Genomic DNA, 23,408 nt, shown 5'->3' on the forward strand with positions numbered 1-23,408 from the left:
GCGCGCTTTAGCGCGACCCGAAGGGCGAGTGAAACGAGTCATGCTCATTTACATCTCGTAAACTCTGCTTCCTCGGCGTTTTGACCAGTCGCAGGCTGTTACTAACGTAGCGCCTTGCCTGACTCTAGCTCGCGAGGCTTTGAACAGGCTCTGAGGTTCTGCCGCGCGTGCGGCACGATTCTTGACTGCTGAAGCATCCAGGTGCTTAGGCGTCAATCTATTGGTGAGGTGAGGGTCATGGCAGGTATTTCCGGATTAGGTTCGGGCATCGATATCGACAGCATTGTCGGGGCGATGGTCAACGCCCAGAAAGCGCCGAAGGAAGCACAGCTGGCGCGCCTGGAAAAGACCACCACTACCAAGTTTTCTGCGCTGGGTCAGCTCAAGGGTGCGCTCAGTGAACTGCAAACGGCGCTCAAGGGCCTGAATGACGCCAGCCTGTTCCAGAAACGCAGTGCCAGTTCTGCCGACAGCTCGCGCCTGAGTGCCACGGCCAGCAAGGATGCCGTGGCGGGCAGCTACCAGGTGCAGGTCAAGAATCTGGCCAGTAGCAGCAAGGTGGCCAGTGCCGCCGTCGCGGGGGCGGCGAGCGCCACGTTCGATGCCGGCCAGCTGACGGTTGCGCTGGGTGGTACCAGCCTCGGCGTGGTTGATATCGCCCAGGGCGCCACGCTGCAGGATGTGGCCGAAGCCATCAATGCCAAGGTTGCCAGCAAAGGTGTTGCGGCGACCGTGGTCAACAATCCGCAAACGGGCACAGCGCGGCTGGTGCTCAGCTCCGACAGGACGGGCGCAGGCCAGACGGTGGCGCTGGAGGCGACTAGCATGAGCGCAGGCGCCAGCATTGACCTGAGCACGCTGAATGTTGCTGTCGGAGTCGGTGAGCTAGCTTCGGCGGGCAGCGGTGCGGGCTTTATCAGTCAGGCCAAGAACGCGGAACTCGAGATTGATGGCATTGCCCTGAGCTCCAGCAGCAATAGCGTCAGCGATGCCATTTCCGGCGTGACCCTTAGCCTGCTCAAGGCGGAAGTAGGGGTAAACACCAAGGTCACGGTGGCGATCGACAAGTCGGCCGTGACCTCGGGCATCAAGAAATTCGTTGATACCTATAACAAACTGATAACCACCAGCAATGAACTGACCGCCGTGACGCCGGTCGGTGTGGGCAAGGCACCTGTGGTAGGTGGTCTGGTCGGCGATTCCTCGGTGCGCTCGGTGCTGTCTGGCTTGCGCGGCGAGCTGGTCGAATATGCCGGTCAGGATAGCATTCGCGTCTTGGCCGAGCTGGGTGTGACCACGCAGAAAGATGGCACGCTGAAGATCGATGACAGCAAGCTCACCACGGCCCTGAGCGACAATTATGAGGCGGTGGCCAGTTACCTCCTTGGCGAGAAGGGCTTGATGAGCCGCCTCAATGACAAGATCGATGGTTACGTCAAAAGCGGCGGCATCCTGCAGCAGCGTATGGATGGCTTGCAGGGCACCTTGAAGGCGGTTGGCGAACAGCGCGAGGCTTTGGGTCGCCGGATCGAGCAGGTGCAGGCACGCCTGTATGCGCAGTTCCAGGCCATGGATTCGCTGGTCGGCCAGCTGAACCAGACCGGCGAACGCTTAACCCAGGCGCTGGGCAGTTTGCCTGGCGTGGTGAAGAAGGATTCCTAATCAATGACCAAGAAGCCGATCGATACCTATAAGCAGGTGACCACTAGCCAGGAGGTTTCCCCTTATCAAACCGTGCGGCTCTTGCTGGAGGGGGCCTACAATCGCCTGACTCTGGCGCGGCAGGCGCAGCAGGGGGGCAATGTCGAGGTTCGCGGGCTTGCAGTCAGCTCCAGTCTGACCATTCTCGGCGTGCTGCAGGCCAGTCTCGACAAGGAGCAGGGCGGCGAAATCGCAGAAAATCTCGATGCACTGTACGACTACATGGTGCGCCGACTGGCAGGGGTTGCATTGGAAAGTACGCCGCGCAGTCTCGATGAGGTGATTGGCCTGTTGTCGCGGATACGCGAGGCCTGGGAGGCCATCGGTCCCGAAGTGGAGCCCGCAAACGGCGCGTAATGGGTTAAAGCTTCGCCGGCCGCTGCCGATACAAATACTGTATCCAGGCAATGACTTAGCGGAGCAATCATGAACGCAATGGCAGCCCTCAAGCAGTATCAGAACGTCAATACCAATGCCCAAGTTAGCGATGCCACCCCGCATCGTCTGATCCAGATGTTGATGGAGGGTGGTTTGACTCGCCTGGCCCAGGCCAAGGGCGCCATGCAGTACGGCCAAGTGGCGAGCAAGGGCGAGTCGATCAGCAAGGCGATTGGCATCATTGGCGGCCTGCGCGGCGGGCTGGACCTTGCCAAGGGTGGCGAAATCGCGGAAAACCTGGATCGACTCTATGAGTACATGGTGTCCCGCCTGCTCAAGGCCAATCGGGACAATGATGTGGCGCTGATCGATGAAGTGGCCGGCCTGCTGCGTAATGTGAAATCCGGTTGGGATGCCATCAGTCACTGATGCATATCGTCAGCCGAGAGGGGAATCTCATGAGTTCATCCGTACAACGTCTGGAAGCCACCGGCAGTGCCCTGCGCGATGCCCTGGCCCGGCAGGACTGGGCGGCCATCGGCGAGCTGGATGCACAGTGCCGGCAGGCCGTCGACGACGCCATGGTCGAGGCCGTACGCGATGAAGGCGTGCTGCGTGAACGCATGCAGGAATTGCTCGACCTCTATCGAGAGCTGGTGACCATGTGCCAGGCCGAGCAACGCCGCCTGGCCGGTGAGCTGGTGCAGCTGAACCAGTCGCAGCAGGGCGCCAAGGTCTACCAACTGTTCACCTGAGTTCGACTTCGGCGACCCGAGTCGAACGCGTTTTTGCCCTTCATTCTGATTTTCCTCGCGAATACGCAAGAAAAATCACGTCATTAAATTGACTCGCGCCTTGTTTTTGACTTTACTAGTGGCCAATTGCCGGTGTTGCCTGCTGCAGTGGCAGGCAATTTCATTTCCAGCTCGCGAGTCAGAACCTAACAAGATGTGGCGTGAAACCAAGATTCTGCTGATTGACGACAACAGCGAGCGCCGCCGCGATTTGGCGGTCATCCTCAATTTCCTCGGCGAAGAACACCTCTCCTGCGACAGCGCCGGCTGGCGCGAAACCGTGGCGCCGCTGGACTCCAGTCGCAGCGTGCTGTGCGTGCTGCTCGGCGATGTGGCGGTCAAGGGTGGGGCCCTGGAGCTGCTCAAGCAGCTGACGGCCTGGGATGAAAACCTGCCGTTGCTGCTGATCGGCGAAGCGGCGCCGGCGGACTGGCCGGAAGACCTGCGCCGTCGCGTGCTGGCCAGCCTGGAAATGCCGGCCAGCTACAACAAGCTGCTCGATTCCCTGCACCGTGCCCAGGTCTACCGCGAGATGTACGACCAGGCGCGCGAGCGCGGTCGCCAGCGCGAGCCCAACCTGTTCCGCAGCCTGGTCGGCACCAGCCGCGCCATCCATCACGTGCGGCAGATGATGCAGCAGGTCGCCGACACCGAGGCCAGCGTGCTGATCCTCGGCGAGTCCGGCACCGGCAAGGAAGTGGTCGCGCGCAACCTGCATTACCACTCCCGGCGTCGCGAGGCGCCGTTCGTGCCGGTCAACTGTGGTGCGATTCCGGCCGAGCTGCTGGAAAGCGAACTGTTCGGCCACGAGAAGGGCGCGTTCACCGGCGCCATCACCAGCCGGGCCGGGCGTTTCGAGTTGGCAAATGGTGGCACCCTGTTCCTCGACGAGATCGGCGACATGCCGTTGCCGATGCAGGTCAAGCTGCTGCGCGTGCTGCAGGAGCGCACCTTCGAGCGCGTCGGCAGCAACAAGACGCAGAGCGCCGACGTGCGCATCATCGCCGCCACCCACAAGGACCTGGAGAAGATGATCGAGGAGGGGACTTTCCGTGAAGACCTCTACTACCGCCTCAACGTCTTCCCCATCGAGATGGCGCCGCTGCGCGAGCGGGTGGAAGACATCCCGCTGCTGATGAACGAGCTGATTTCGCGCATGGAGTTCGAGAAGCGCGGTTCCATCCGCTTCAACTCGGCCTCGATCATGTCGCTGTGCCGGCATGACTGGCCGGGCAACGTGCGCGAACTGGCCAACCTGGTCGAGCGCATGGCGATCATGCATCCCTACGGGGTGATCGGCGTGGGCGAGCTGCCGAAGAAGTTCCGCCATGTCGATGACGAGGACGAGCAGCTGGCAACCAGCCTGCGCGAGGAGTTCGAGGAGCGCGCCGCCATCGGTGCCGGGCTGCCGGGGGTGTCTACCGCCGCCATGCTGCCGCCGGAAGGCCTGGACCTCAAGGACTACCTGGGCAACCTGGAACAGGGCCTGATTCAGCAGGCGCTGGATGATGCCGGCGGGGTAGTGGCGCGAGCCGCCGAACGCCTGCGCATTCGCCGCACCACGCTGGTCGAGAAAATGCGCAAGTACGGCATGAGCCGCCGTGAGGATGAAGCCCAGGAAGACTGAGGGTGAGCCTTTTCGCCAGCAAGCTGGCTCCTACAAGTGAACATTGCGTCTGTAGGAGCCAGCTTGCTGGCGATTGTTGGGCAAGGAGAGCCTGGAATGGAGTCCATGCATCAACCTCCCGGCAGCCACGCGCTGCGCAAGGGACGGTATTCCGAAGCCGGTCGAATTTATCTCCTGAGCAGTGTCACGCAAAACCGAGTTCCTGTATTTGCAGACTGGCGCCTGGGGCGCCTGCTGGTCCGCGAAATGCGTTTGTTGCATGACGATGGAAGAGTGAATTCCTTGGCCTGGGTGATCATGCCCGATCATTTGCACTGGCTGATCGAACTTCAGCAGTTGTCCCTCGATAAGCTCATGCGACAGCTCAATTCGCGCAGCGCGATTGCGATCAATAGAGCCTGTGGCGGGCAGGGCAGGTTATGGCAGAAAGGTTTCCACGATCATGCATTGCGCCGCGATGAAGATATTCAGGCGGTGGCTCGGTATGTGATAGCCAACCCGTTGCGTGCCGGGCTGGTGAGGCGGGTTGGGGACTATCCGCTGTGGGATGCCGTCTGGTTGTAACCGTCTTGACGGCCCTTTCGCCAGCAAGCTGGCTCCTACAAGTGAACACTGCGTCTGTAGGAGCCAGCTTGCTGGCAAACCGAGCCGGAGCTTTGACGCTAGCTCCGGCTTTATTTTTTAAGTGATTGATTAATAGCGTTATTTTTTTAGGCACGGGTATTGCTAAGACTCTTCTGACTGACCGTCTGCTGACGGTCTGCCCAGTGAGAGAAGAGCATGAGCCAGGCCGCCCAACAGCCGCAAATCCCGCAATCCGTAGCCCCGGCACCCGTCGAGCCAGCCAGCCGCGCGAGTCTGGAGCAGGCGTTTGAGCTGTTCAACCAGATGTCGACCCAGCTCACGGCCTCCTACAGCATGCTCGAGGCCCGGGTCACCGAGCTCAAGGGCCAGCTGGCGCTGGTCAGCGCCCAGCGCATGCAGGAGCTGGCGGAGAAGGAGCGCCTGGCCCATCGCCTGCAGAGCCTGCTCGACCTGCTGCCGGGCGGCGTCATCGTCATCGATGGCCAGGGCGTGGTGCGCGAAGCCAATCCGGTGGCGCGCAACCTGCTGGTCAAGCCGCTGGTCGGCATGCTCTGGCGCGAAGTCATCCAGCGCAGTTTTGCCCCGCGCGAGGATGACGGCCATGAAATTTCCCTCAAGGATGGCCGTCGGCTGTCCATCGCCACCCGTTCGCTGCATGGTGAGCCGGGGCAGCTGGTATTGCTCACCGACCTGACGGAAACCCGTCGCCTGCAGGATCAGCTGTCGCGCCATGAGCGCCTGTCGGCCCTGGGACGCATGGTCGCCTCGCTGGCCCACCAGATCCGCACGCCGCTGTCGGCGGCCCTGCTGTATGCCAGTCACCTGGCCGAACAGGCGCTGCCGCTGGAGCAGCAGCAGCGTTTCGCCGGGCGCCTGAAGGAGCGCCTGCATGAGCTGGAGCACCAGGTGCGCGACATGCTGGTGTTTGCCCGGGGCGAGCTGCCCCTGCCGGATCGCCTCGCCCCGGCGGCGCTGTTCGATGCGCTGCGCAGCGCGGCCGAGTCGCATGTACAGGGCCTGAACGTGCGCTGGCAGTGCGATGCCCGCGGCGGCGAGCTGCTGTGCAACCGCGACACCCTGGTCGGCACCGTGCTCAACCTGATCGAGAACTCGATCCAGGCCGCCGGTCGCGAGGCGCGCCTGAAGGTCCATCTGTATGCGCGCGGCAACAGCCTGCGCCTGTGCGTCAGCGACAACGGCCAGGGCATCGCCCCGGATACCCTGGCGCGCCTCGGCGAGCCTTTCTTCACCACCAAGACCACCGGCACCGGCCTCGGCCTCGCCGTGGTCCAGGCGGTGGCGCGCGCCCACCAGGGCGAACTGCAGCTGCGCTCGCGCGTCGGCCGCGGCACCTGCGCCACCCTCGTTCTGCCGCTGCTTCCCGCGGTGCCATCGGTTAATCAGGAGTAACGCCATGACTGCCAAGATTCTGCTGGTCGAAGACGACCGCGCCCTGCGTGAGGCACTGGCCGACACCCTGCTGCTCGGCGGGCACGAGTTGCGTGCGGTGGAGTGTGCCGAGGACGCGCTGCTGGCGCTGACCGAGGAGGCCTTCAGTCTGGTGGTCAGCGACGTCAACATGCCGGGCATGGATGGCCATCAGTTGCTCGGGCTGATCCGTTCGCGCTACCCGCAGCTGCCGGTGCTGCTGATGACCGCCTACGGCGCCGTGGAGCGGGCCGTGGATGCGATCCGTCAGGGCGCCGCCGATTACCTGGTCAAGCCGTTCGAGCCCAGGGCCCTGCTCGATCTGGTGGCCCGCCACGCTCTCGGCCGCCTCGGCGCGGCCGAGCAGGACGGCCCGGTGGCCTGCGAACCGGCCAGCCTGCAGCTGCTGGAGCTGGCCGCGCGGGTGGCGCGCAGCGATTCCACCGTGTTGATTTCCGGCGAGTCGGGTACCGGCAAGGAGGTGCTGGCGCGCTATATCCACCAGCAGTCGCCGCGGGCCGGCAAGCCGTTCATCGCGATCAACTGCGCGGCGATTCCGGACAACATGCTCGAGGCCACCCTGTTCGGCCACGAGAAAGGCGCGTTCACCGGGGCGATTGCCGCCCAGCCGGGCAAGTTCGAACTGGCCGAGGGCGGCACCATCCTCCTCGACGAGATCTCCGAGATGCCCATGGCCCTGCAGGCCAAGCTCCTGCGCGTGCTGCAGGAGCGCGAGGTGGAGCGGGTCGGCGCGCGCAAGCCGATCAGCCTGGATATCCGCGTGCTGGCCACCACCAACCGCGACCTGGCCGGCGAAGTGGCGGCCGGGCGTTTCCGCGAGGACCTCTACTATCGCCTGTCGGTGTTCCCGCTGGCCTGGCGTGCGCTGCGTGAACGTCCCGCCGATATTCTGCCGCTGGCCGAGCGCCTGCTGGCCAAGCACGTCAAAAAAATGAATCACGCCGCCGTGCAGCTCTCGCCCCAGGCTCGCGCCGCGCTGGTGGGTCACGGCTGGCCGGGCAACGTGCGCGAACTGGATAACGCCATCCAGCGTGCGCTGATCCTGCAGCAGGGCGGGCTGATCCAGCCCCAGGACCTGTGCCTGACCGCACCGATCGGCATGGCCGTGGCCCCGGCTGCGCCCCAGCCCTTGAGCCTGGTGCCGCCGCCGGTAGCGGCCGTCGAATCGCCGGCTGCGCCGGTGGAGGCGGGGGGCGCCCTGGGCGAGGACCTGCGCCGCCGCGAGTTCCAGGTGATCATCGACACCCTGCGTTCCGAGCGTGGCCGCCGCAAGGAGGCCGCCGAGCGCCTGGGCATCAGCCCGCGCACCCTGCGCTACAAGCTCGCGCAGATGCGCGATGCCGGCATGGATGTCGAGGCTTACCTGTTCGCCAGTTGATCTCGGCGGAGCCCGTAGGATGGGTTGAGCGAAGCGATAGCCATCGGGCAGATTGATGGGTTACGCCTGCGGCTAACCCATCCTACGGTCTGAACGCCACACGCTAGCCCTCTCTTTGGCCCGCCCTGTGCGGGCCTGCGTTTTTTGGCACCCTTGTTGCTAGTACCTCTGTACAGAGCCGCGTAGCGTCAAAAAACCGCGGCCGTCGGAGAACGATCATGAGTCAAGGTGTCGAGTTCAATCGCCTGATGTTGGAAATGCGCTCCATGCAGATGGAGGCCATGGCCAAGCAGAAGCCGCCTGTCGCCAGCGTGGCGGAGCCGGGAGCGCCCAGCTTCGCCGACATGCTCGGCCAGGCCGTGGGCAAGGTGAACGAGACCCAGCAGGCCTCGACGCAGCTGGCCAACGCCTTCGAGATGGGCCAGGGCGGCGTCGACATCACCGATGTGATGATCGCCTCGCAGAAGGCCAGCGTCTCCTTTCAGGCCATGACCCAGGTGCGCAACAAGCTGGTCCAGGCCTACCAAGACATCATGCAGATGCCGGTCTAACGGGGTGGAGTTGAGTCATGGCTGAAGCAGTCGCTGCAAACGTACCCGCCACCACCTCGGCGGCCGAAACGAAGAAACCGCTGTTCGGCTTGTCGTTTCTGGAAAACCTCTCCGACATGTCCATGCTGCGGCAGATCGGCCTGCTGGTCGGCCTGGCCGCCAGCGTGGCGATCGGCTTCGCCGTGGTGCTCTGGTCGCAGCAGCCGGACTACCGGCCGCTGTACGGCAGCCTGGCGGGCATGGACACCAATCAGGTGGTCGAGGCTCTGGCCGCCGCCGATATCGCCTACACCATCGAACCGAATTCCGGCGCCCTGCTGGTCAAGTCGGAAGACTACGGCCGCGCGCAGATGAAACTGGCCAGCGCCGGCGTGACGCCGCGCGACGGCAACGTCGGCTTCGAGATCCTCGACCAGGAACAGGGCCTGGGCACCAGCCAGTTCATGGAGGCCACCCGCTACCGCCGCGGCCTGGAAGGCGAGCTGGCACGCACCATCTCCAGCCTGAACAACGTCAAGGCCGCCCGCGTGCACCTGGCCATCCCGAAGAGCTCGGTGTTCGTTCGCGACGAGCGCAAGCCCAGCGCCTCGGTGCTGGTCGAGCTGTATCCGGGCCGCGCCCTGGAACCGAGCCAGGTGATGGCCATCGTCAATCTGGTCGCCACCAGCGTGCCGGAGCTGACCAAGTCGCAGATCACCGTGGTCGACCAGAAGGGCAACCTGCTCTCCGACCAGCAGGAAATGTCCGAGCTGAGCATGGCCGGCAAGCAGTTCGACTACAGCCGGCGCATGGAAAGCCTGTTCACCCAGCGCGTGCACAACATCCTGCAGCCGGTGCTGGGCAATGGCCGCTACAAGGCGGAAGTCTCCGCCGATGTCGACTTCAGCGCCGTCGAATCGACCTCGGAAATGTTCAACCCGGACCAGCCGGCGCTGCGCAGCGAGCAGCAGGTCAACGAGCAGCGCTCCAGCAGCCTGCCGCCGCAAGGCGTGCCGGGCGCCCTGAGCAACCAGCCGCCGGGCGCGGCTGCCGCTCCGCAGCAGGCGGCGCCGGCCCAGGCCGGCCCGGCCGGGCCGATCGCCGCCGGGCAGCCGCTGCTGGATGCCAATGGCCAGCAGGTCATGGACCCGGCCACCGGTCTGCCGATGCTGGCGCCGTACCCGGCCGACAAGCGCGAGCAGTCCACCCGCAACTTCGAGCTGGATCGTTCGATCAGCTACACCAAGCAGCAGCAGGGCCGCCTCAAGCGCCTGTCGGTGGCCGTGGTGCTGGACGACAAGGTCAGCACCAACGCCGAGACCGGCGAGGTCACCCGCACGCCCTGGGGCGCCGAGGAACTGGCGCGCTTCACCCGCCTGGTGCAGGACGCCGTGGGCTTCGACGCCAGCCGCGGCGACAGCGTCAGCGTGATCAATACCGCCTTCGTCGCCGACATCGGCGAGGAAACCATCGAGATTCCGTTCTATTCGCAGCCCTGGTTCTGGGATGTGGTCAAGCAGGTGCTGGGCGTGCTGTTCATCCTGGTGCTGGTGTTCGGCGTGCTGCGTCCGGTACTCAACAACATCACCACCGCCGGCAAGGGCGGTTCCGGGGGCGGTCGTGCCGGCGACGTCGACCTCGGCGACATGGGCGGCCTGGATGGCGAGCTGTCGGCCGACCGGGTGAGCCTCGGCGGCCCGCAAAGCATCCTGCTGCCCAGCCCGTCCGAGGGGTATGATGCGCAACTGAACGCCATCAAGAGCCTGGTGGCAGAAGATCCGGGCCGCGTGGCCCAGGTGGTGAAAGAGTGGATCAACGCCGATGAGTGATAATCGCACTTCAGCCAAGCTGAACAAGGTCGACAAGGCCGCCATTCTCCTGCTGTCCCTCGGCGAGACCGATGCCGCGCAGGTGCTGCGCCATCTCGGGCCCAAGGAAGTGCAGCGGGTCGGCGTGGCCATGGCCGGCATGCGCAATGTCCAGCGCGAACAGGTCGAGGGCGTGATGAGCGAGTTCGTCGACATCGTCGGCGACCAGACCAGTCTGGGCGTCGGCGCCGACGGCTACATCCGCAAGATGCTCACCCAGGCCCTGGGCGAGGACAAGGCCGGCAACCTGATCGACCGCATCCTCCTCGGCGGCAGCACCAGCGGCCTGGACAGCCTGAAGTGGATGGAGCCGCGCGCCGTAGCCGACGTGATCCGCTACGAGCACCCGCAGATCCAGGCCATCGTGGTCGCCTACCTCGACCCCGACCAGGCCGGCGAAGTGCTCGGCCACTTCGACCACAAGGTGCGCCTGGACATCGTCCTGCGCGTGTCTTCGCTCAATACCGTGCAGCCGGCGGCACTCAAGGAACTCAACCAGATCCTCGAGAAACAGTTCTCCGGCAGCGCCAGCACCACCCGCGCCAACCTCGGCGGGGTCAAGCGTGCCGCCGATATCATGAACTTCCTCGACAGCTCGATCGAAGGCCAGCTGATGGACTCGATCCGCGAGGTGGACGAGGACCTGTCGAGCCAGATCGAGGACCTGATGTTCGTCTTCGACAACCTCGCCGACGTCGACGACAAGGGCATCCAGGCGCTGATGCGCGAGGTGTCCTCCGACGTGCTGGTGCTGGCGCTCAAGGGCGCCGACGAGGCGATCAAGGAAAAAGTCTTCAAGAACATGTCCAAGCGCGCCGCCGAGCTGCTGCGCGACGACCTGGACGCCAAGGGGCCGGTTCGCGTCAGCGACGTCGAGACCGCGCAGAAGGAAATTCTCACCATCGCTCGTCGCATGGCCGAATCCGGCGAGATCGTTCTCGGCGGCGCGGGCGGCGAGGCGATGATCTAAGGCGGATAGCAGCATGGTTCCCAAGGATGCGCCCAGCGAGCTGATTCGCGCCAAGGATGTCGCTGGCTTCGACCGCTGGGCCTTGCCCAGCTTCGATCCCGAGGTGGCGCCGGTCGCCGAGCCGGAACCGGCAGTGGCCGTCGCACCGGAAGCGCCGGTGCAGGTCGAGGAGGTCGCCCTCGAAGAAGTCAAACCGCTGACGCTCGATGAACTCGAGGCGATCCGCCAGGATGCCTACAACGAGGGTTTCGCCGCCGGCGAGAAGGACGGCTTCCATGCCGGCCAGCTCAGGGCCAAGCAGGAGGCCGACGCGGCCCTGGCACTCAAGGTGCAGAGCCTGGAACAGCTGATGGGCCAGTTGCTGGAGCCGATCGCCAACCAGGACCGGGAGCTGGAGCTGGCCCTGGTCAACCTGGTCGGCCAGATGACCCGCCAGGTGATCCAGCGCGAACTGAGCAGCGATTCCAGCCAGATCCGCAGCGTGCTGCGCGAGGCCCTCAAGCTGTTGCCGATGGGCGCCAGCAATATCCGCATCCACATCAATCCGCAGGATTTCGAGCTGGTCAAGGCCCTGCGCGAACGCCATGAGGAAAGCTGGCGGATTCTCGAAGACGAGTCGCTGCAGCCCGGCGGTTGCCGGGTCGAGAGCGAGTACAGCCGCATCGACGCGAGCATCGAGACGCGCCTGGCGCTGGCCCTCAAGCAGCTGTTCGAGCAGCAGCGCACGCAGATGACCAGCCCGCCCGAGGCGGATATCCACGTCGATCTGGAAGCGCCCGATGCGTCTTGAACGCACCAGCTTCGCCAAGCGCCTGGCCGGCTATCACGAGGCTGTCGCGCTGCCCAGCCAGCCGGTGGTCGAGGGCCGCCTGCTGCGCATGGTCGGCCTCACCCTGGAGGCCGAAGGCCTGCGCGCGGCGCTGGGCAGCCGCTGCCTGGTGATCAACGATGACAGTTACCACCCGGTGCAAGTCGAGGCCGAAGTCATGGGCTTCTCCGCCGGCAAGATCTACCTGATGCCGGTCGGCAGCCTCACCGGCATCGCCCCCGGCGCGCGGGTGGTGCCGCTGCCGGATACCGGGCGCCTGCCGATGGGCATGTCGATGCTCGGCCGCGTGCTGGACGGCGCCGGTCGCGCCTTGGACGGCAAGGGCGGGATGAAGGCCGAGGACTGGGTGCCGATGGACGGGCCGACCATCAACCCGCTCAAACGCCACCCGATCAGCGTACCGCTGGATGTCGGCATCCGCTCGATCAACGGCCTGCTCACAGTCGGCCGCGGCCAGCGCCTGGGCCTGTTCGCCGGCACCGGCGTGGGCAAGTCGGTGCTGCTGGGCATGATGACCCGCTTCACCGAGGCCGAGATCATCGTGGTCGGGCTGATCGGCGAGCGTGGCCGCGAGGTCAAGGAATTCATCGACGAGATCCTCGGCGAGGAGGGCATCAAACGCTCGGTGGTGGTCGCCTCGCCGGCCGACGACGCGCCGCTGATGCGCCTGCGGGCGGCCATGTACTGCACGCGCATCGCCGAATACTTCCGCGACAAGGGCAAGAACGTCCTGCTGCTGATGGATTCGCTGACCCGTTTCGCCCAGGCCCAGCGCGAGATCGCCCTGGCCATCGGCGAGCCGCCGGCGACCAAGGGCTACCCGCCCTCGGTGTTCGCCCGCCTGCCGCGGCTGGTGGAGCGCGCCGGCAATGCCGAGGCCGGTGGCGGTTCGATCACCGCCTTCTACACCGTATTGAGCGAGGGCGACGACCAGCAGGACCCGATCGCCGACGCCGCGCGCGGGGTGCTCGACGGTCACTTCGTGCTGTCGCGCCGGCTGGCCGAGGAGGGGCATTACCCGGCCATCGACATCGAGGCCTCGATCAGCCGGGTCATGCCGCAGGTGGTCAGCCCCGAGCATATGCGCCAGGCCCAGCGCTTCAAGCAGCTGTGGTCGCGCTACCAGCAGAGCCGCGACCTGATCAGCGTCGGCGCCTATGTGCCGGGGGGCGATGCCGACACCGACCTGGCCATCGCCCGCCAGCCGGCCATGGCCCGCTATCTGCGCCAGGGCCTGCAGGAAAGCGAAGGCCTGGCGGCCAGTGCCGCGCAACTGGCTCAGGTGTTCAACCCCTCGGCGCCCGGCGCCTAAGCCATGGCCAATAGTCGCGCCGCGCGCCTGGCGCCGGTGATCGAGATGGCCGAGCGCGCCGAGCGCGAGGCGGCGCGCCAGCTCGGCCACTGCCAGGGCCTGCTGGGCAAGGCCGAGGCGCAGCTCGGCGAGCTCGAACGTTACCGCGGCGATTACCAGCAGCAGTGGCTCAGCGAAGGCCGCCAGGGCGTGTCCGGGCAGTGGCTGATGAACTACCAGCGGTTTCTCTCGCAGCTGGAAACCGCCATCGGCCAGCAGCAGCAGAGCGTCAACTGGCACCGCGAAAATCTGGGCAAGGCGCGCAGTCTCTGGCAACAGCGCTATGCTCGTCTGGAAGGCCTGCGCAAGCTGGTGCAGCGCTACCTCGACGAGGCGCGCCTGGCTGAAGACAAACGCGAGCAGAAATTGCTCGACGAGCTGGCCCAGCGCCTGCCTGTGCGTGATCAGTCGTGATCGCGGTTGCCGCCTGTGACGTCGAGTGCTAAATCTGTCGCAGCACGGCACGTATAAAAAATAAGGAGTGCTTCATGACCATCAGCGTACTGCCCTCGGATGACGGACAGGAACTGACCATTCAGATTCAGGGGCGTTTCGATTTTTCTGCGCACCAGGAGTTTCGCGACGCCTATGAGCGGGTGAACATGACGCCCAAACGCTATGTGGTCGATCTCAAGGGCGCCACCTATCTGGACAGCTCGGCGCTGGGCATGCTCCTGCTGCTGCGCGACCATGCCGGTGGCGACCACGCGCGCATCAACCTGGTCAACTGCAACCCGGATGTGCGCAAGATCCTCTCCATTTCCAACTTCGAACAGTTGTTCCAGATCGGCTGAGCCCCCATGCCGACGCGCTTGTCCATCCTGATCGCCGAGGACAACGCCGCGGACCGCATGCTGCTGTCCACCATCGTCAACCGTCAGGGCCATCGCGTGCTGACCGCCAGCAACGGGCTGGAGGCGGTCATGCTGTTCGAACAGGAGCGCCCGCAGCTGGTGCTGATGGATGCACTGATGCCGGTAATGGATGGCTTCGAGGCAGCGCGGCGGATCAAGGCGTGCGCCGGCGAGGCGCTGGTACCGATCATCTTCCTCACCTCGCTGACCGAGAGCGATGCGCTGGTGCGCTGCCTGGAGGCGGGCGACGACTTTCTCGCCAAGCCCTACAACCGGACCATTCTCGAAGCCAAGATCCGCGCCATGGATCGCCTGCGCCGCCTGCAGGACACCGTCATGCAGCAGCGCGACCTGATCGCCAAGCACAACGAACACCTGCTCACCGAACAGCGGGTGGCCAAGGCGGTGTTCGACAAGGTGGCGCACTCCGGCTGCCTCAACGCGCCGAATATCCGCTACCTGCAATCGCCCTTCGCCCTGTTCAATGGCGACCTGCTGCTGGCCGCGTTCAAGCCCTCGGGCGGCATGCATATCCTGCTCGGCGACTTCACCGGCCACGGCCTGCCGGCGGCCATCGGCGCCATGCCGCTGGCCGAGGTGTTCTACGGCATGACGGCCAAGGGCTTTTCCCTGGCGGAAATCCTCCGCGAGATGAACGCCAAGCTCAAACGCATCCTGCCGGTGGGGGTGTTCTGCTGCGCCACGGTACTCAACCTCAGCTTCCAGCGGCGGGTGGTGGAGGTGTGGACCGGCGGCTTGCCCGACGGCTACCTGCTGGATGCCGCCACGGGTACGCGCACCGCCCTGGTTTCCCGGCACTTGCCGCTCGGCGTGCTGGAGCCGGCCAGTTTCGACGACCGCTACGAAGTGCACCCGCTGGGCCTCGGCGACCGGCTGTTCCTGTTCTCCGACGGTGTGCTGGAAACCTGCGACAGCGGCGGGCAGATGTTCGGCGAGCAGCGCCTGCAGGCCATCTTCGACGGCCATTGTCCGCCGGCGCAGCTGTTCGACGAGATCCAGCAGGCGCTGGCGGCGTTCCGCGGGGCGGCGCAGGACGACGTCAGCATGATCGAAGTCGGCCTGGTCGAGGAGGGGCAGCTCAGCCGCCCGCCGCTGGCCTTCTCCGACAGCGGCCTGAACAGCCCGCTGGATTGGTCGGCCAGCTTCGAATTCCGCGCGCCAACCCTCAAGCGCTTCAATCCTCTGCCCTTCCTGCTGCAGCTGCTGCTCGAGGTGCAGGGCCTGCGGGCCCAGGGCGGCGCCTTGTATACGGTGCTCGCCGAGCTCTACTCCAACGCCCTGGAGCATGGCGTGCTGGGCCTGGACTCCTCGCTCAAGTGCGACGCCGAAGGCTTTGCCTGCTACTACCGGGAGCGCAGCGCGCGCCTGGCCGGGCTCGCCGAGGGCTATGTGCGCTTTCATCTGGAGTTGCAGCCACGGGCCGATGGCGGGGTGTTGCGGGTGCGCATCGAGGACAGTGGCAGCGGCTTCGATGTCAGCGGCGCCCTGGGTTCGCCACAGCGGCTCGACCGCCTCAGCGGGCGCGGCCTCAGCCTGGTCCGCCAGCTGTCCCGGGATTGCCAGTGGTCGCCGGACGGGCGCAGCGTAAGCGTGGAGTTCTGCTGGCCCGCTCAGGCATAATCGGGGCTCTTGATCAAGGAGTGAACAGGTGTCTGATCTCCACCTCGATAGCAATGTGCTGCTAACGCTACAGGACGTCATGGAGGACGAATACCCTGTGCTGCTGGATACCTTCCTGGCCGACTCGAGCGAGCGCCTGCGTGGTTTGCAGCAGGCCCGGCAGGCCGCCGATGCCCAGGCGCTGCGCCTGGCGGCGCACAGCTTCAAGGGCAGCTGCAGCAACATGGGCGCCGCCCAGCTGGCCGGCCTGTGCAAGCAGCTCGAGGAAGCGGCACGGCGCGAGCGGCTGGACGAGGCTCCGGCCCTGATCGAGCAGATCGAGCGCGAGTTCGCCATCGTGCGTATCCTGTTTCGCGCCGAGCGCCAGCGCTACCGCTAGCAGGCTGCCCGGTCGCCTCATAGACCTTCTCGTGAACCTGGCCCGGTGCTTGCTATATCTCCGTACGACCCAACCAGAACGGAGAGTACCCATGTCCGTTGCACCGGATTTCCTGCTGCAGAGCGCCCCCGAAGTCAGGCCCAAGGCGGCCGTGGCCAAAACACCGAATGCTGCGCCGGAGCCCGCCAAGAGCGAGGCTTCCAGCTTTGCCGAGGTGTACGCCAAGGAGCGCCAGAGCAAGACCGCGGAGCGCAAGGAGGCCGGCGCCAAGGCCGGCCAGGAGCGCAGCGACAGCGGCAAGCCGGATGAGCCGGCGGCTGCCGAGGCGGCTGCCGAGGCGTCGGCGGTTGCCGATAGCGGCAAGGCCTTGCCGGACGACGAGCTGGCCGAGGGCGAGGAGGGCGCCGTCGATCCCTTGCTGCTGATGGCCCTGAGCGGCCAGCTGCCGGTCGAGGAGGCGGGCGAGACGACGCTGGCGACCGGTACCGGCGCCGAGGCACCGGACGAAGCACTGCCGGCGACCCCGCTGCCGACGGCGCTGGTCGGCAGCGCCGCCCCGGCGCAGCTGAGTGAGGCCAGCCATGATCCGGAGCTGGACATGCTCAACAGCCTACCCGGTGTGCGCCTGGCCCTGGAGATCGGCGCGCAGAACCAGGCCGCCGCCCAGCAGCCACTGAGCCCGGGGGCGCTGGCGGCGCAGCAGGCGGCCAAGCCCGAGGAAGGTTTCGCCAATGCCCTGGCCGCCCTGGCCGGGGATGCCGTGCCCGCCGAGGAGGGCGGCGACGAGGCCTTCGACAGCGCCGAGCTGCTGGCCGAAGGGCTGGAGAACAGCCTGCCCGGCGTGCGTGAAGGCCAGGTCGATGCCCGCGCCGATGCGCTCGCCAGCAAGCTCAGTGCCCTGAGCCAGGCCATCGCCCAGCAGACCGGCGTGGCTCAGCGCCTGCCGCTGGTGCCCGGGCAGCCGGTGCCGATGCAGCAGGGCGCCTGGAGCGAGGCGGTGGTCGACCGGGTCATGTGGCTGTCCAGCCAGAACCTCAAGTCGGCCGAGATCCAGCTCGATCCGGCGGAGCTGGGGCGCCTCGAGGTGCGCATCGAGCTGAACAAGGACCAGGCCGCCCAGGTCACCTTCGTCAGCGCCAACGCCAACGTGCGTGACCAGCTCGAAGGCCAGCTGCAGCGCCTGCGCGACATGTTCAGCCAGCAGGGCATGGGCCAGCTCGACGTCAACGTATCCGACCAGTCGCTGGCCCGCGGCTGGCAGGGCGGTGGCGATGACGGGCGGCGCCAGGCCGGCTCGGGTGGTGGGCGCGGCGAAGGCGGTGAGGGCGAGTCGCTCGCCGGCGTCAGCGAGCTGCGCGGGGCGGCCGGTGCCGCGCCGCGTGGCCTGGTGGACTACTACGCCTGAGTCGTGGTCGCTTGATTCAGGGTCATCAGCTGCGCCCGGTGCCAAGAAAAGCACCGGGCGCAGTCGTTTTCGGGTGACAGCGGGTCTGCGCCTTGGTATATCGGCAGGCCGTGTCGCGGGCGCTGGAGCGGCCACTTTGTTTGCAAGGTGGCATAACACTTGCTCTAAGCCTTGGACCGCAGACAAAACCCAGATCAGCGACGGATTTTTGGCATGGCAAAGAAACAAGCGCCGCAACCTCCAACCGAAGGCGACAAGCCCGCCGGCAAGAGCAAGCTCAAGCTCATCATCCTGATTGTGGTGGCGCTGCTGCTGGCCGTCAGCCTGTCCGTCGGCGCCACGCTGTTCTTCCTTGGCAAGAAGGATGATGGTGAGCCTGCGGCCGACGCGGAACAGGCGGCCGAGACCACGTCCGTCAAGAAAGCGGCCATCTACGAGCAGATTGCCCCGGCCTTCATCGTCAATTTCAACTACCAGGGGCGTCAGCGCTACATGCAGGTCAGCGTGGCCCTGATGGCCCGCGACCAGGCCGAGCTGGATGCCCTGAAGGTGCATATGCCGGTGCTGCGCAACCGCCTGGTGATGCTGTTTTCCGGCCAGGACTACGCCGCGCTGATCACCCCGGTGGGCAAGGAAATGCTGCGCCAGCAGGCGACCACCACGGTGCAGGAGCTGGCACAGAAGGAGACCGGCAAGATGGTGGTCGAACAGGTGCTGTTCACCAATCTCGTGTTGCAGTAGGCAGGAGTCAGCCATGGCCGTACAAGACCTGCTGTCACAGGACGAAATCGACGCGCTGCTGCACGGCGTCGACGATGGTCTGGTCGACACCGAGGACGACGCCGAGCCCGGCAGCGTCAAGAGCTACGACCTGACCAGCCAGGATCGCATCGTCCGCGGACGCATGCCGACCCTGGAGATGATCAACGAACGTTTCGCCCGCTACACCCGCATCAGCATGTTCAACCTGCTGCGCCGCTCGGCCGATGTGGCGGTGGGCGGGGTGCAGGTGATGAAGTTCGGCGAGTACGTGCATTCGCTGTACGTGCCGACCAGCCTCAACCTGGTGAAGATGAAGCCGCTGCGCGGCACCGGCCTGTTCATCCTGGATGCCAAGCTGGTGTTCAAGCTGGTCGACAACTTCTTCGGCGGCGACGGCCGCCACGCCAAGATCGAAGGCCGCGAATTCACCCCGACCGAGTTGCGCGTGGTGCGCATGGTGCTGGACCAGGCCTTCGTCGACCTCAAGGAGGCCTGGCACGCGGTGCTGGACGTCAACTTCGAGTACATCAACTCGGAAGTGAACCCGGCGCTGGCCAACATCGTCAGTCCCAGCGAAGTCATAGTCGTGTCGACTTTCCATATCGAGCTGGATGGCGGTGGCGGCGACCTGCACATCACCATGCCCTACTCGATGATCGAGCCGATCCGGGAAATGCTCGATGCCGGCTTCCAGTCCGATGTCGACGACCAGGACGAGCGCTGGATCAAGGCCCTGCGCGAGGACATCCTCGACGTCAATGTGCCCCTGGGCGCCACCGTGGCCCACCGGCAGCTCAAGCTGCGCGACATCCTGCATATGCAGCCGGGCGACGTGATCCCGGTGGAGCTGCCGGAAAACGTGATCATGCGCGCCAACGGCGTGCCGGCGTTCAAGGTCAAGCTGGGGGCGCACAAGGGCAACCTGGCCATGCAGGTCATCGAACCGATCGAGCGTTTGCGTTAAGCAAGCGCCAGGGCCCGCCACGAGCGGGCTCATCCACACAACAGCCCGCCGAGGAATAGCGATGGCAGACGAACAAGGTACCTCCCCCGAGGAACAGGCACTGGCCGATGAGTGGGCCGCGGCGCTGGCCGAGGCCGGTGATGACACCAACCAGGACGACATCGATGCGCTGATGGCGCAGGGGGGCGGCATGGCACAACCGGCGGCACCGCGGGTGGCGATGGAAGAATTCGGCAGCGGCCCCAAGTTCAGCAACGGCCCGGTCAGCCTGGACGGGCCGAACCTGGACGTGATCCTGGATATCCCGGTGTCGATCTCCATGGAAGTCGGCAGCACCGATATCTCCATCCGCAACCTGCTGCAGCTCAACCAGGGCTCGGTGGTCGAACTCGACCGCCTGGCCGGCGAGCCGCTCGACGTGCTGGTCAACGGCACGCTGATCGCCCATGGCGAGGTGGTGGTGGTCAACGAGAAGTTCGGCATCCGCCTGACCGACGTGATCAGCCCCAGCGAACGCATCAAGAAGCTGCGCTGAGGCGACCATGCGCAGACTCTTCAGCCTCTTGCTGGCCCTGCCGCTGAGCGCGCTGGCCGACACCGCCGCGGCGCCCGCGGCGACTCCGCTGGCCGGTTCCGGCATCGGCGGCCAGCTGGTGCAACTGCTGCTCGGCCTGCTGCTGGTGGTCGGCCTGATCTTCGCCCTGGCCTGGGTCATGCGCCGGGTGCAGCAGTTCGGCCCGCGCGGCGGCCAGGTGATCAAGCTGGTGGCCAGCCAGGCCCTGGGCCCGCGCGACCGGCTGCTGCTGGTGCAGGTGGGCGGCGAGCAGATCCTCCTGGGCATCAGCGCCGGGCGCATCAGCCCGCTGCATGTGCTCAAGGAACCGGTCGCCCTGGGCGAGGCCGAGCCGGCCACCCCGGAGTTCGCCCAGCGTCTGATGGAGCTGCTCGGCAAGGACAATAAGGACAAGACATGAGCGCCTGGCGCATTCTGCTGACCCTGCTGCTGGCGCTGGCCGCGCCGCTGGCGTTCGGCGCCGATGACCCCTTGTCGCTCAAGGCCATCACCCTGAGCACCAATGCCGAAGGGCAGCAGGAGTATTCGGTCAGCCTGCAGATCCTGCTGATCATGACGGCGCTGAGCTTCATCCCGGCCTTCGTCATGCTGATGACCAGCTTCACCCGGATCATCATCGTGTTCTCCATCCTGCGCCAGGCCCTGGGCCTGCAGCAGACGCCGTCGAACCAGATATTGATCGGCCTGGCGCTGTTCCTGACGATGTTCATCATGGCTCCGGTGTTCGAGCAGATTAACCGCGAGGCCCTGCAGCCCTACCTCAACGAGCAGCTGCCGGCGCAGGAGGCGATCGGCAAGGCCGAGGTGCCGATCAAGGCCTTCATGCTGGCGCAGACCCGCGCCTCGGACCTGGAGCTGTTCGTGCGCCTGTCCAAGCGCACCGACATCGCCGCGCCGGACCAGGCGCCGCTGACCATCCTGATCCCGGCGTTCGTCACCTCCGAGCTGAAGACCGCGTTCCAGATCGGTTTCATGATCTTCATCCCGTTCCTGATCATCGACATGGTGGTGGCCAGCATCCTCATGGCCATGGGCATGATGATGCTCTCGCCGCTGATCATTTCCCTGCCGTTCAAGATCATGCTGTTCGTCCTGATCGATGGCTGGGCGCTGATCATGGGTACCCTGGCCGGCAGTTTCGGCACCCTGTAGCGAGGTTCAGATGACTCCGGAAATAGCCGTCGACCTGTTCCGCGAAGCGCTCTGGCTGACCGCCATGATCGTTGGCCTGATGGTCCTGCCCAGCCTGCTGGTGGGCCTGCTGGTGGCCATGTTCCAGGCCGCCACGCAGATCAACGAACAGACCCTGAGCTTCGTCCCGCGCCTGCTGGTGATGCTGCTCACCCTGATCTGGGCCGGTCCCTGGCTGGTGCGCCAGCTGATGGAGTACACCCAGAACCTGATCCAGAACATCCCGTTGTTGATCGGCTGATGTTCGAACTGACCAATGCGCAGATCGGCGGCTGGGTCGGCCAGTTCCTCCTGCCGCTGTTTCGCATCGCCTCGATGCTGATGGTCATGCCGGTGATCGGCACCCAGCTGGTGCCGACGCGGGTGCGCCTGTACCTGGCGCTGGCGATCTGCCTGGTGCTGGCGCCGAATCTGCCGCCGATGCCGCAGGTCGATTCGGTGAGCCTGCAGTCCATGCTGCTGATCGGCGAGCAGGTGCTGATCGGGGTGATGTTCGGCTTCGTCCTGCAGCTGTATTTCCACCTGTTCTCGATCGCCGGGCAGATCATCGCCATCCAGATGGGCCTGGGCTTCGCCTCCATGGTCGACCCGGCCAATGGCGTGTCGGTGCCGGTGCTCGGCCAGTTCCTGCTGATGCTGGTGACCCTGCTGTTCCTCGCCATGAACGGCCACCTGGTGGTGTTCGAGGTGCTGGCCGAGAGTTTCGTGACCCTGCCGGTGGGCCAGGGCCTGCTGCTCGATCACTACTGGGAACTGGCCGGCAAGCTCAGCTGGGTGCTGGCCGCCGGCCTGCTGCTGGCCCTGCCGGTGGTGATCGCCCTGCTGGTGGTCAACCTGGCCTTCGGCGTGATGACCCGTGCGGCGCCGCAGCTGAACATCTTCTCCATCGGTTTCCCGCTGACCCTGGTGCTGGGCCTGTTCATCTTCTGGCTGGGCATCGCCGATTTCCTCGCCCATTTCCAGGCGCTGACCAGCGACGCCCTGCAACTGCTGCGCGAACTGGCGCAGGCGAGCTAAGGAGGCAGCGTGGCGGAAAGCGAAAGCGGTGCCGACAAGAGCGAGGAACCCACCAGCAAGCGCCTGGAGGAGGCGCGCAAGAAAGGCCAGATCGCCCGCTCGCGCGAGCTCAATACCCTGGCGGTGACCCTCGCCGGCGCCATCGCCCTGCTGATGTATGGCGCGCAGATGGGCGATGGCCTGCTGCGCATCATGCGCAGCAACTTCGCCTTGCCACGTGAGGTGCTGCTGGACGACGGCTCGATGGCCCTGTACCTGCTGGCGGCCGGCAAGGATGCGCTGGTGCTGCTGCAGCCGTTCCTCATCGTGCTGCTGATCGCCTCCATCGTCGGTCCGATCGCCCTGGGCGGCTGGCTGTTTTCCGCCGAGGCGCTGCAGCCCAAGGCCAGCCGGATGAACCCCTGGGAAGGGCTCAAGCGCATGTTCTCGACCAAGGCCCTGATCGAGCTGCTCAAGGCCCTGGCCAAGTTCATCGTCATCCTGCTGGTCGGCCTCGCCGTGCTCTCGGCCGATCAGAACGACCTGCTGGCCCTGGCCAATGAGCCGATCGACTCGGCCATCCTGCACGGCGCCCGGATCGTCGGCTGGAGCGCCCTGTGGCTGGCCAGCGGGCTGATCCTGATTGCCGCGGTGGACGTGCCGTTCCAGCTGTGGGACGCCAAGCAGAAGCTGATGATGACCAAGCAGGAAGTGCGCGACGAGTACAAGGACAGCGAGGGCAAGCCCGAGGTCAAGTCGAAGATCCGCCAGCTGCAGCGCGAGATGGCCGAGCGGCGCATGATGCAGGCGGTACCGGAGGCCGACGTGGTGATCACCAACCCGACCCACTTCGCCGTGGCCCTCAAGTACGACCCGGCCAAGGGCAATGCGCCGGTGCTGCTGGCCAAGGGCGGCGACTTCCTGGCACTGAAGATTCGCGAGATCGCCCAGGAGCACAAGGTCACCCTGCTGGAATCGCCGGCCCTGGCGCGGGCGGTGTACTTCTCCACCGAAATCGACCACGAGATCCCCGCCGGTCTGTACCTGGCGGTGGCCCAGGTGCTGGCCTACGTCTACCAGCTCAAGCAGTTCCGCGCCGGCAAGGGCAAGCGCCCCGGGCCGCTGCCGGAGCTGCCGATTCCGCCGGACCTGCGCCGCGACGAATAGCGGCAGCGGCAGGCC

Annotated in this window: 26 protein-coding genes; all 26 read left to right on the plus strand. The window is 65.6% G+C overall.

Annotated elements, in window-relative coordinates; genetic code table 11:
- Positions 1–237 precede the first annotated feature (237 nt).
- On the plus strand, positions 238–1,662 hold the full coding sequence (gene fliD / locus GV001_RS09215; protein ID WP_160079335.1) for a flagellar filament capping protein FliD: 1,425 nt from the start codon (positions 238–240) through the stop codon (positions 1,660–1,662).
- A gap of 3 nt (positions 1,663–1,665) precedes the next feature.
- Entirely contained in the window at positions 1,666–2,058 is a 393-nt protein-coding gene (gene fliS / locus GV001_RS09220) for a flagellar export chaperone FliS (protein ID WP_160079336.1), read from the plus strand.
- Between the two features lie 69 nt (positions 2,059–2,127).
- Complete coding sequence (fliS, locus tag GV001_RS09225; RefSeq protein WP_160079337.1) at positions 2,128–2,508, plus strand: flagellar export chaperone FliS; 381 nt, start codon at positions 2,128–2,130, stop codon at positions 2,506–2,508.
- Between the two features lie 29 nt (positions 2,509–2,537).
- Complete coding sequence (gene fliT, locus GV001_RS09230) at positions 2,538–2,834, plus strand: flagellar protein FliT (protein ID WP_160079338.1); 297 nt, start codon at positions 2,538–2,540, stop codon at positions 2,832–2,834.
- Between the two features lie 193 nt (positions 2,835–3,027).
- Positions 3,028–4,500 carry a sigma-54 dependent transcriptional regulator gene (locus GV001_RS09235; RefSeq protein WP_160079339.1) on the plus strand — a complete coding sequence of 491 codons (1,473 nt, stop codon included), beginning with the start codon at positions 3,028–3,030 and terminating at the stop codon, positions 4,498–4,500.
- 105 nt (positions 4,501–4,605) lie between these two features.
- Positions 4,606–5,064 carry a transposase gene (locus GV001_RS09240; RefSeq protein WP_160083262.1) on the plus strand — a complete coding sequence of 153 codons (459 nt, stop codon included), beginning with the start codon at positions 4,606–4,608 and terminating at the stop codon, positions 5,062–5,064.
- A gap of 216 nt (positions 5,065–5,280) precedes the next feature.
- Positions 5,281–6,495 carry a PAS domain-containing sensor histidine kinase gene (locus GV001_RS09245; protein WP_160079340.1) on the plus strand — a complete coding sequence of 405 codons (1,215 nt, stop codon included), beginning with the start codon at positions 5,281–5,283 and terminating at the stop codon, positions 6,493–6,495.
- A 4-nt stretch (positions 6,496–6,499) separates the two neighbouring features.
- On the plus strand, positions 6,500–7,912 hold the full coding sequence (gene fleR, locus GV001_RS09250) for a sigma-54-dependent response regulator transcription factor FleR (RefSeq protein WP_160079341.1): 1,413 nt from the start codon (positions 6,500–6,502) through the stop codon (positions 7,910–7,912).
- A gap of 218 nt (positions 7,913–8,130) precedes the next feature.
- The gene (fliE, locus tag GV001_RS09255) at positions 8,131–8,463 is read left to right on the plus strand and encodes a flagellar hook-basal body complex protein FliE (RefSeq protein WP_160079342.1); all 333 of its coding nucleotides are present in this window, start codon (positions 8,131–8,133) and stop codon (positions 8,461–8,463) included.
- A 17-nt stretch (positions 8,464–8,480) separates the two neighbouring features.
- The gene (gene fliF / locus GV001_RS09260) at positions 8,481–10,271 is read left to right on the plus strand and encodes a flagellar basal-body MS-ring/collar protein FliF (protein WP_160079343.1); all 1,791 of its coding nucleotides are present in this window, start codon (positions 8,481–8,483) and stop codon (positions 10,269–10,271) included.
- The gene (gene fliG / locus GV001_RS09265; protein ID WP_160079344.1) at positions 10,264–11,280 is read left to right on the plus strand and encodes a flagellar motor switch protein FliG; all 1,017 of its coding nucleotides are present in this window, start codon (positions 10,264–10,266) and stop codon (positions 11,278–11,280) included. Before fliF ends, fliG begins: the two co-directional genes overlap by 8 nt.
- Positions 11,281–11,293: 13 nt before the next feature.
- Positions 11,294–12,070, plus strand: coding sequence for a flagellar assembly protein FliH (fliH, locus tag GV001_RS09270; RefSeq protein WP_160079345.1), 777 nt, complete (start codon positions 11,294–11,296; stop codon positions 12,068–12,070).
- On the plus strand, positions 12,060–13,421 hold the full coding sequence (gene fliI, locus GV001_RS09275) for a flagellar protein export ATPase FliI (RefSeq protein WP_160079346.1): 1,362 nt from the start codon (positions 12,060–12,062) through the stop codon (positions 13,419–13,421). Before fliH ends, fliI begins: the two co-directional genes overlap by 11 nt.
- A gap of 3 nt (positions 13,422–13,424) precedes the next feature.
- A complete protein-coding gene (gene fliJ, locus GV001_RS09280) occupies positions 13,425–13,874 on the plus strand; it encodes a flagellar export protein FliJ (RefSeq protein WP_160079347.1) in 450 nt (149 codons plus the stop codon).
- Between the two features lie 74 nt (positions 13,875–13,948).
- On the plus strand, positions 13,949–14,254 hold the full coding sequence (locus GV001_RS09285; RefSeq protein WP_160079348.1) for an STAS domain-containing protein: 306 nt from the start codon (positions 13,949–13,951) through the stop codon (positions 14,252–14,254).
- 6 nt (positions 14,255–14,260) lie between these two features.
- Positions 14,261–15,955 carry a fused response regulator/phosphatase gene (locus tag GV001_RS09290; RefSeq protein WP_160079349.1) on the plus strand — a complete coding sequence of 565 codons (1,695 nt, stop codon included), beginning with the start codon at positions 14,261–14,263 and terminating at the stop codon, positions 15,953–15,955.
- 28 nt (positions 15,956–15,983) lie between these two features.
- On the plus strand, positions 15,984–16,334 hold the full coding sequence (locus tag GV001_RS09295) for an Hpt domain-containing protein (RefSeq protein ID WP_160079350.1): 351 nt from the start codon (positions 15,984–15,986) through the stop codon (positions 16,332–16,334).
- A 91-nt stretch (positions 16,335–16,425) separates the two neighbouring features.
- Positions 16,426–17,739 (plus strand): flagellar hook-length control protein FliK, encoded by a 1,314-nt coding sequence (locus GV001_RS09300; RefSeq protein WP_160079351.1) that lies wholly within the window; start codon positions 16,426–16,428, stop codon positions 17,737–17,739.
- Positions 17,740–17,952: 213 nt separating this feature from the next.
- Positions 17,953–18,480, plus strand: coding sequence for a flagellar basal body-associated protein FliL (fliL, locus tag GV001_RS09305; protein WP_160079352.1), 528 nt, complete (start codon positions 17,953–17,955; stop codon positions 18,478–18,480).
- A gap of 13 nt (positions 18,481–18,493) precedes the next feature.
- A complete protein-coding gene (gene fliM, locus GV001_RS09310) occupies positions 18,494–19,465 on the plus strand; it encodes a flagellar motor switch protein FliM (RefSeq protein WP_160079353.1) in 972 nt (323 codons plus the stop codon).
- Positions 19,466–19,526: 61 nt separating this feature from the next.
- Positions 19,527–20,000 carry a flagellar motor switch protein FliN gene (gene fliN, locus GV001_RS09315; RefSeq protein WP_160079354.1) on the plus strand — a complete coding sequence of 158 codons (474 nt, stop codon included), beginning with the start codon at positions 19,527–19,529 and terminating at the stop codon, positions 19,998–20,000.
- Between the two features lie 7 nt (positions 20,001–20,007).
- On the plus strand, positions 20,008–20,439 hold the full coding sequence (gene fliO, locus GV001_RS09320; RefSeq protein ID WP_160079355.1) for a flagellar biosynthetic protein FliO: 432 nt from the start codon (positions 20,008–20,010) through the stop codon (positions 20,437–20,439).
- Positions 20,436–21,191 (plus strand): flagellar type III secretion system pore protein FliP, encoded by a 756-nt coding sequence (gene fliP, locus GV001_RS09325; protein WP_160079356.1) that lies wholly within the window; start codon positions 20,436–20,438, stop codon positions 21,189–21,191. The genes fliO and fliP overlap by 4 nt, the downstream gene beginning before the upstream one ends.
- 10 nt (positions 21,192–21,201) lie before the next feature.
- Positions 21,202–21,471 (plus strand): flagellar biosynthesis protein FliQ, encoded by a 270-nt coding sequence (gene fliQ / locus GV001_RS09330; RefSeq protein ID WP_160079357.1) that lies wholly within the window; start codon positions 21,202–21,204, stop codon positions 21,469–21,471.
- Complete coding sequence (fliR, locus tag GV001_RS09335) at positions 21,471–22,247, plus strand: flagellar biosynthetic protein FliR (protein ID WP_160079358.1); 777 nt, start codon at positions 21,471–21,473, stop codon at positions 22,245–22,247. Before fliQ ends, fliR begins: the two co-directional genes overlap by 1 nt.
- Positions 22,248–22,256: 9 nt before the next feature.
- Positions 22,257–23,393 carry a flagellar biosynthesis protein FlhB gene (flhB, locus tag GV001_RS09340; RefSeq protein WP_160079359.1) on the plus strand — a complete coding sequence of 379 codons (1,137 nt, stop codon included), beginning with the start codon at positions 22,257–22,259 and terminating at the stop codon, positions 23,391–23,393.
- Positions 23,394–23,408 lie beyond the last annotated feature (15 nt).

The organism is Pseudomonas sp. 8AS, assembly GCF_902506505.1.
Classification (GTDB): Bacteria; Pseudomonadota; Gammaproteobacteria; order Pseudomonadales; family Pseudomonadaceae; genus Aquipseudomonas.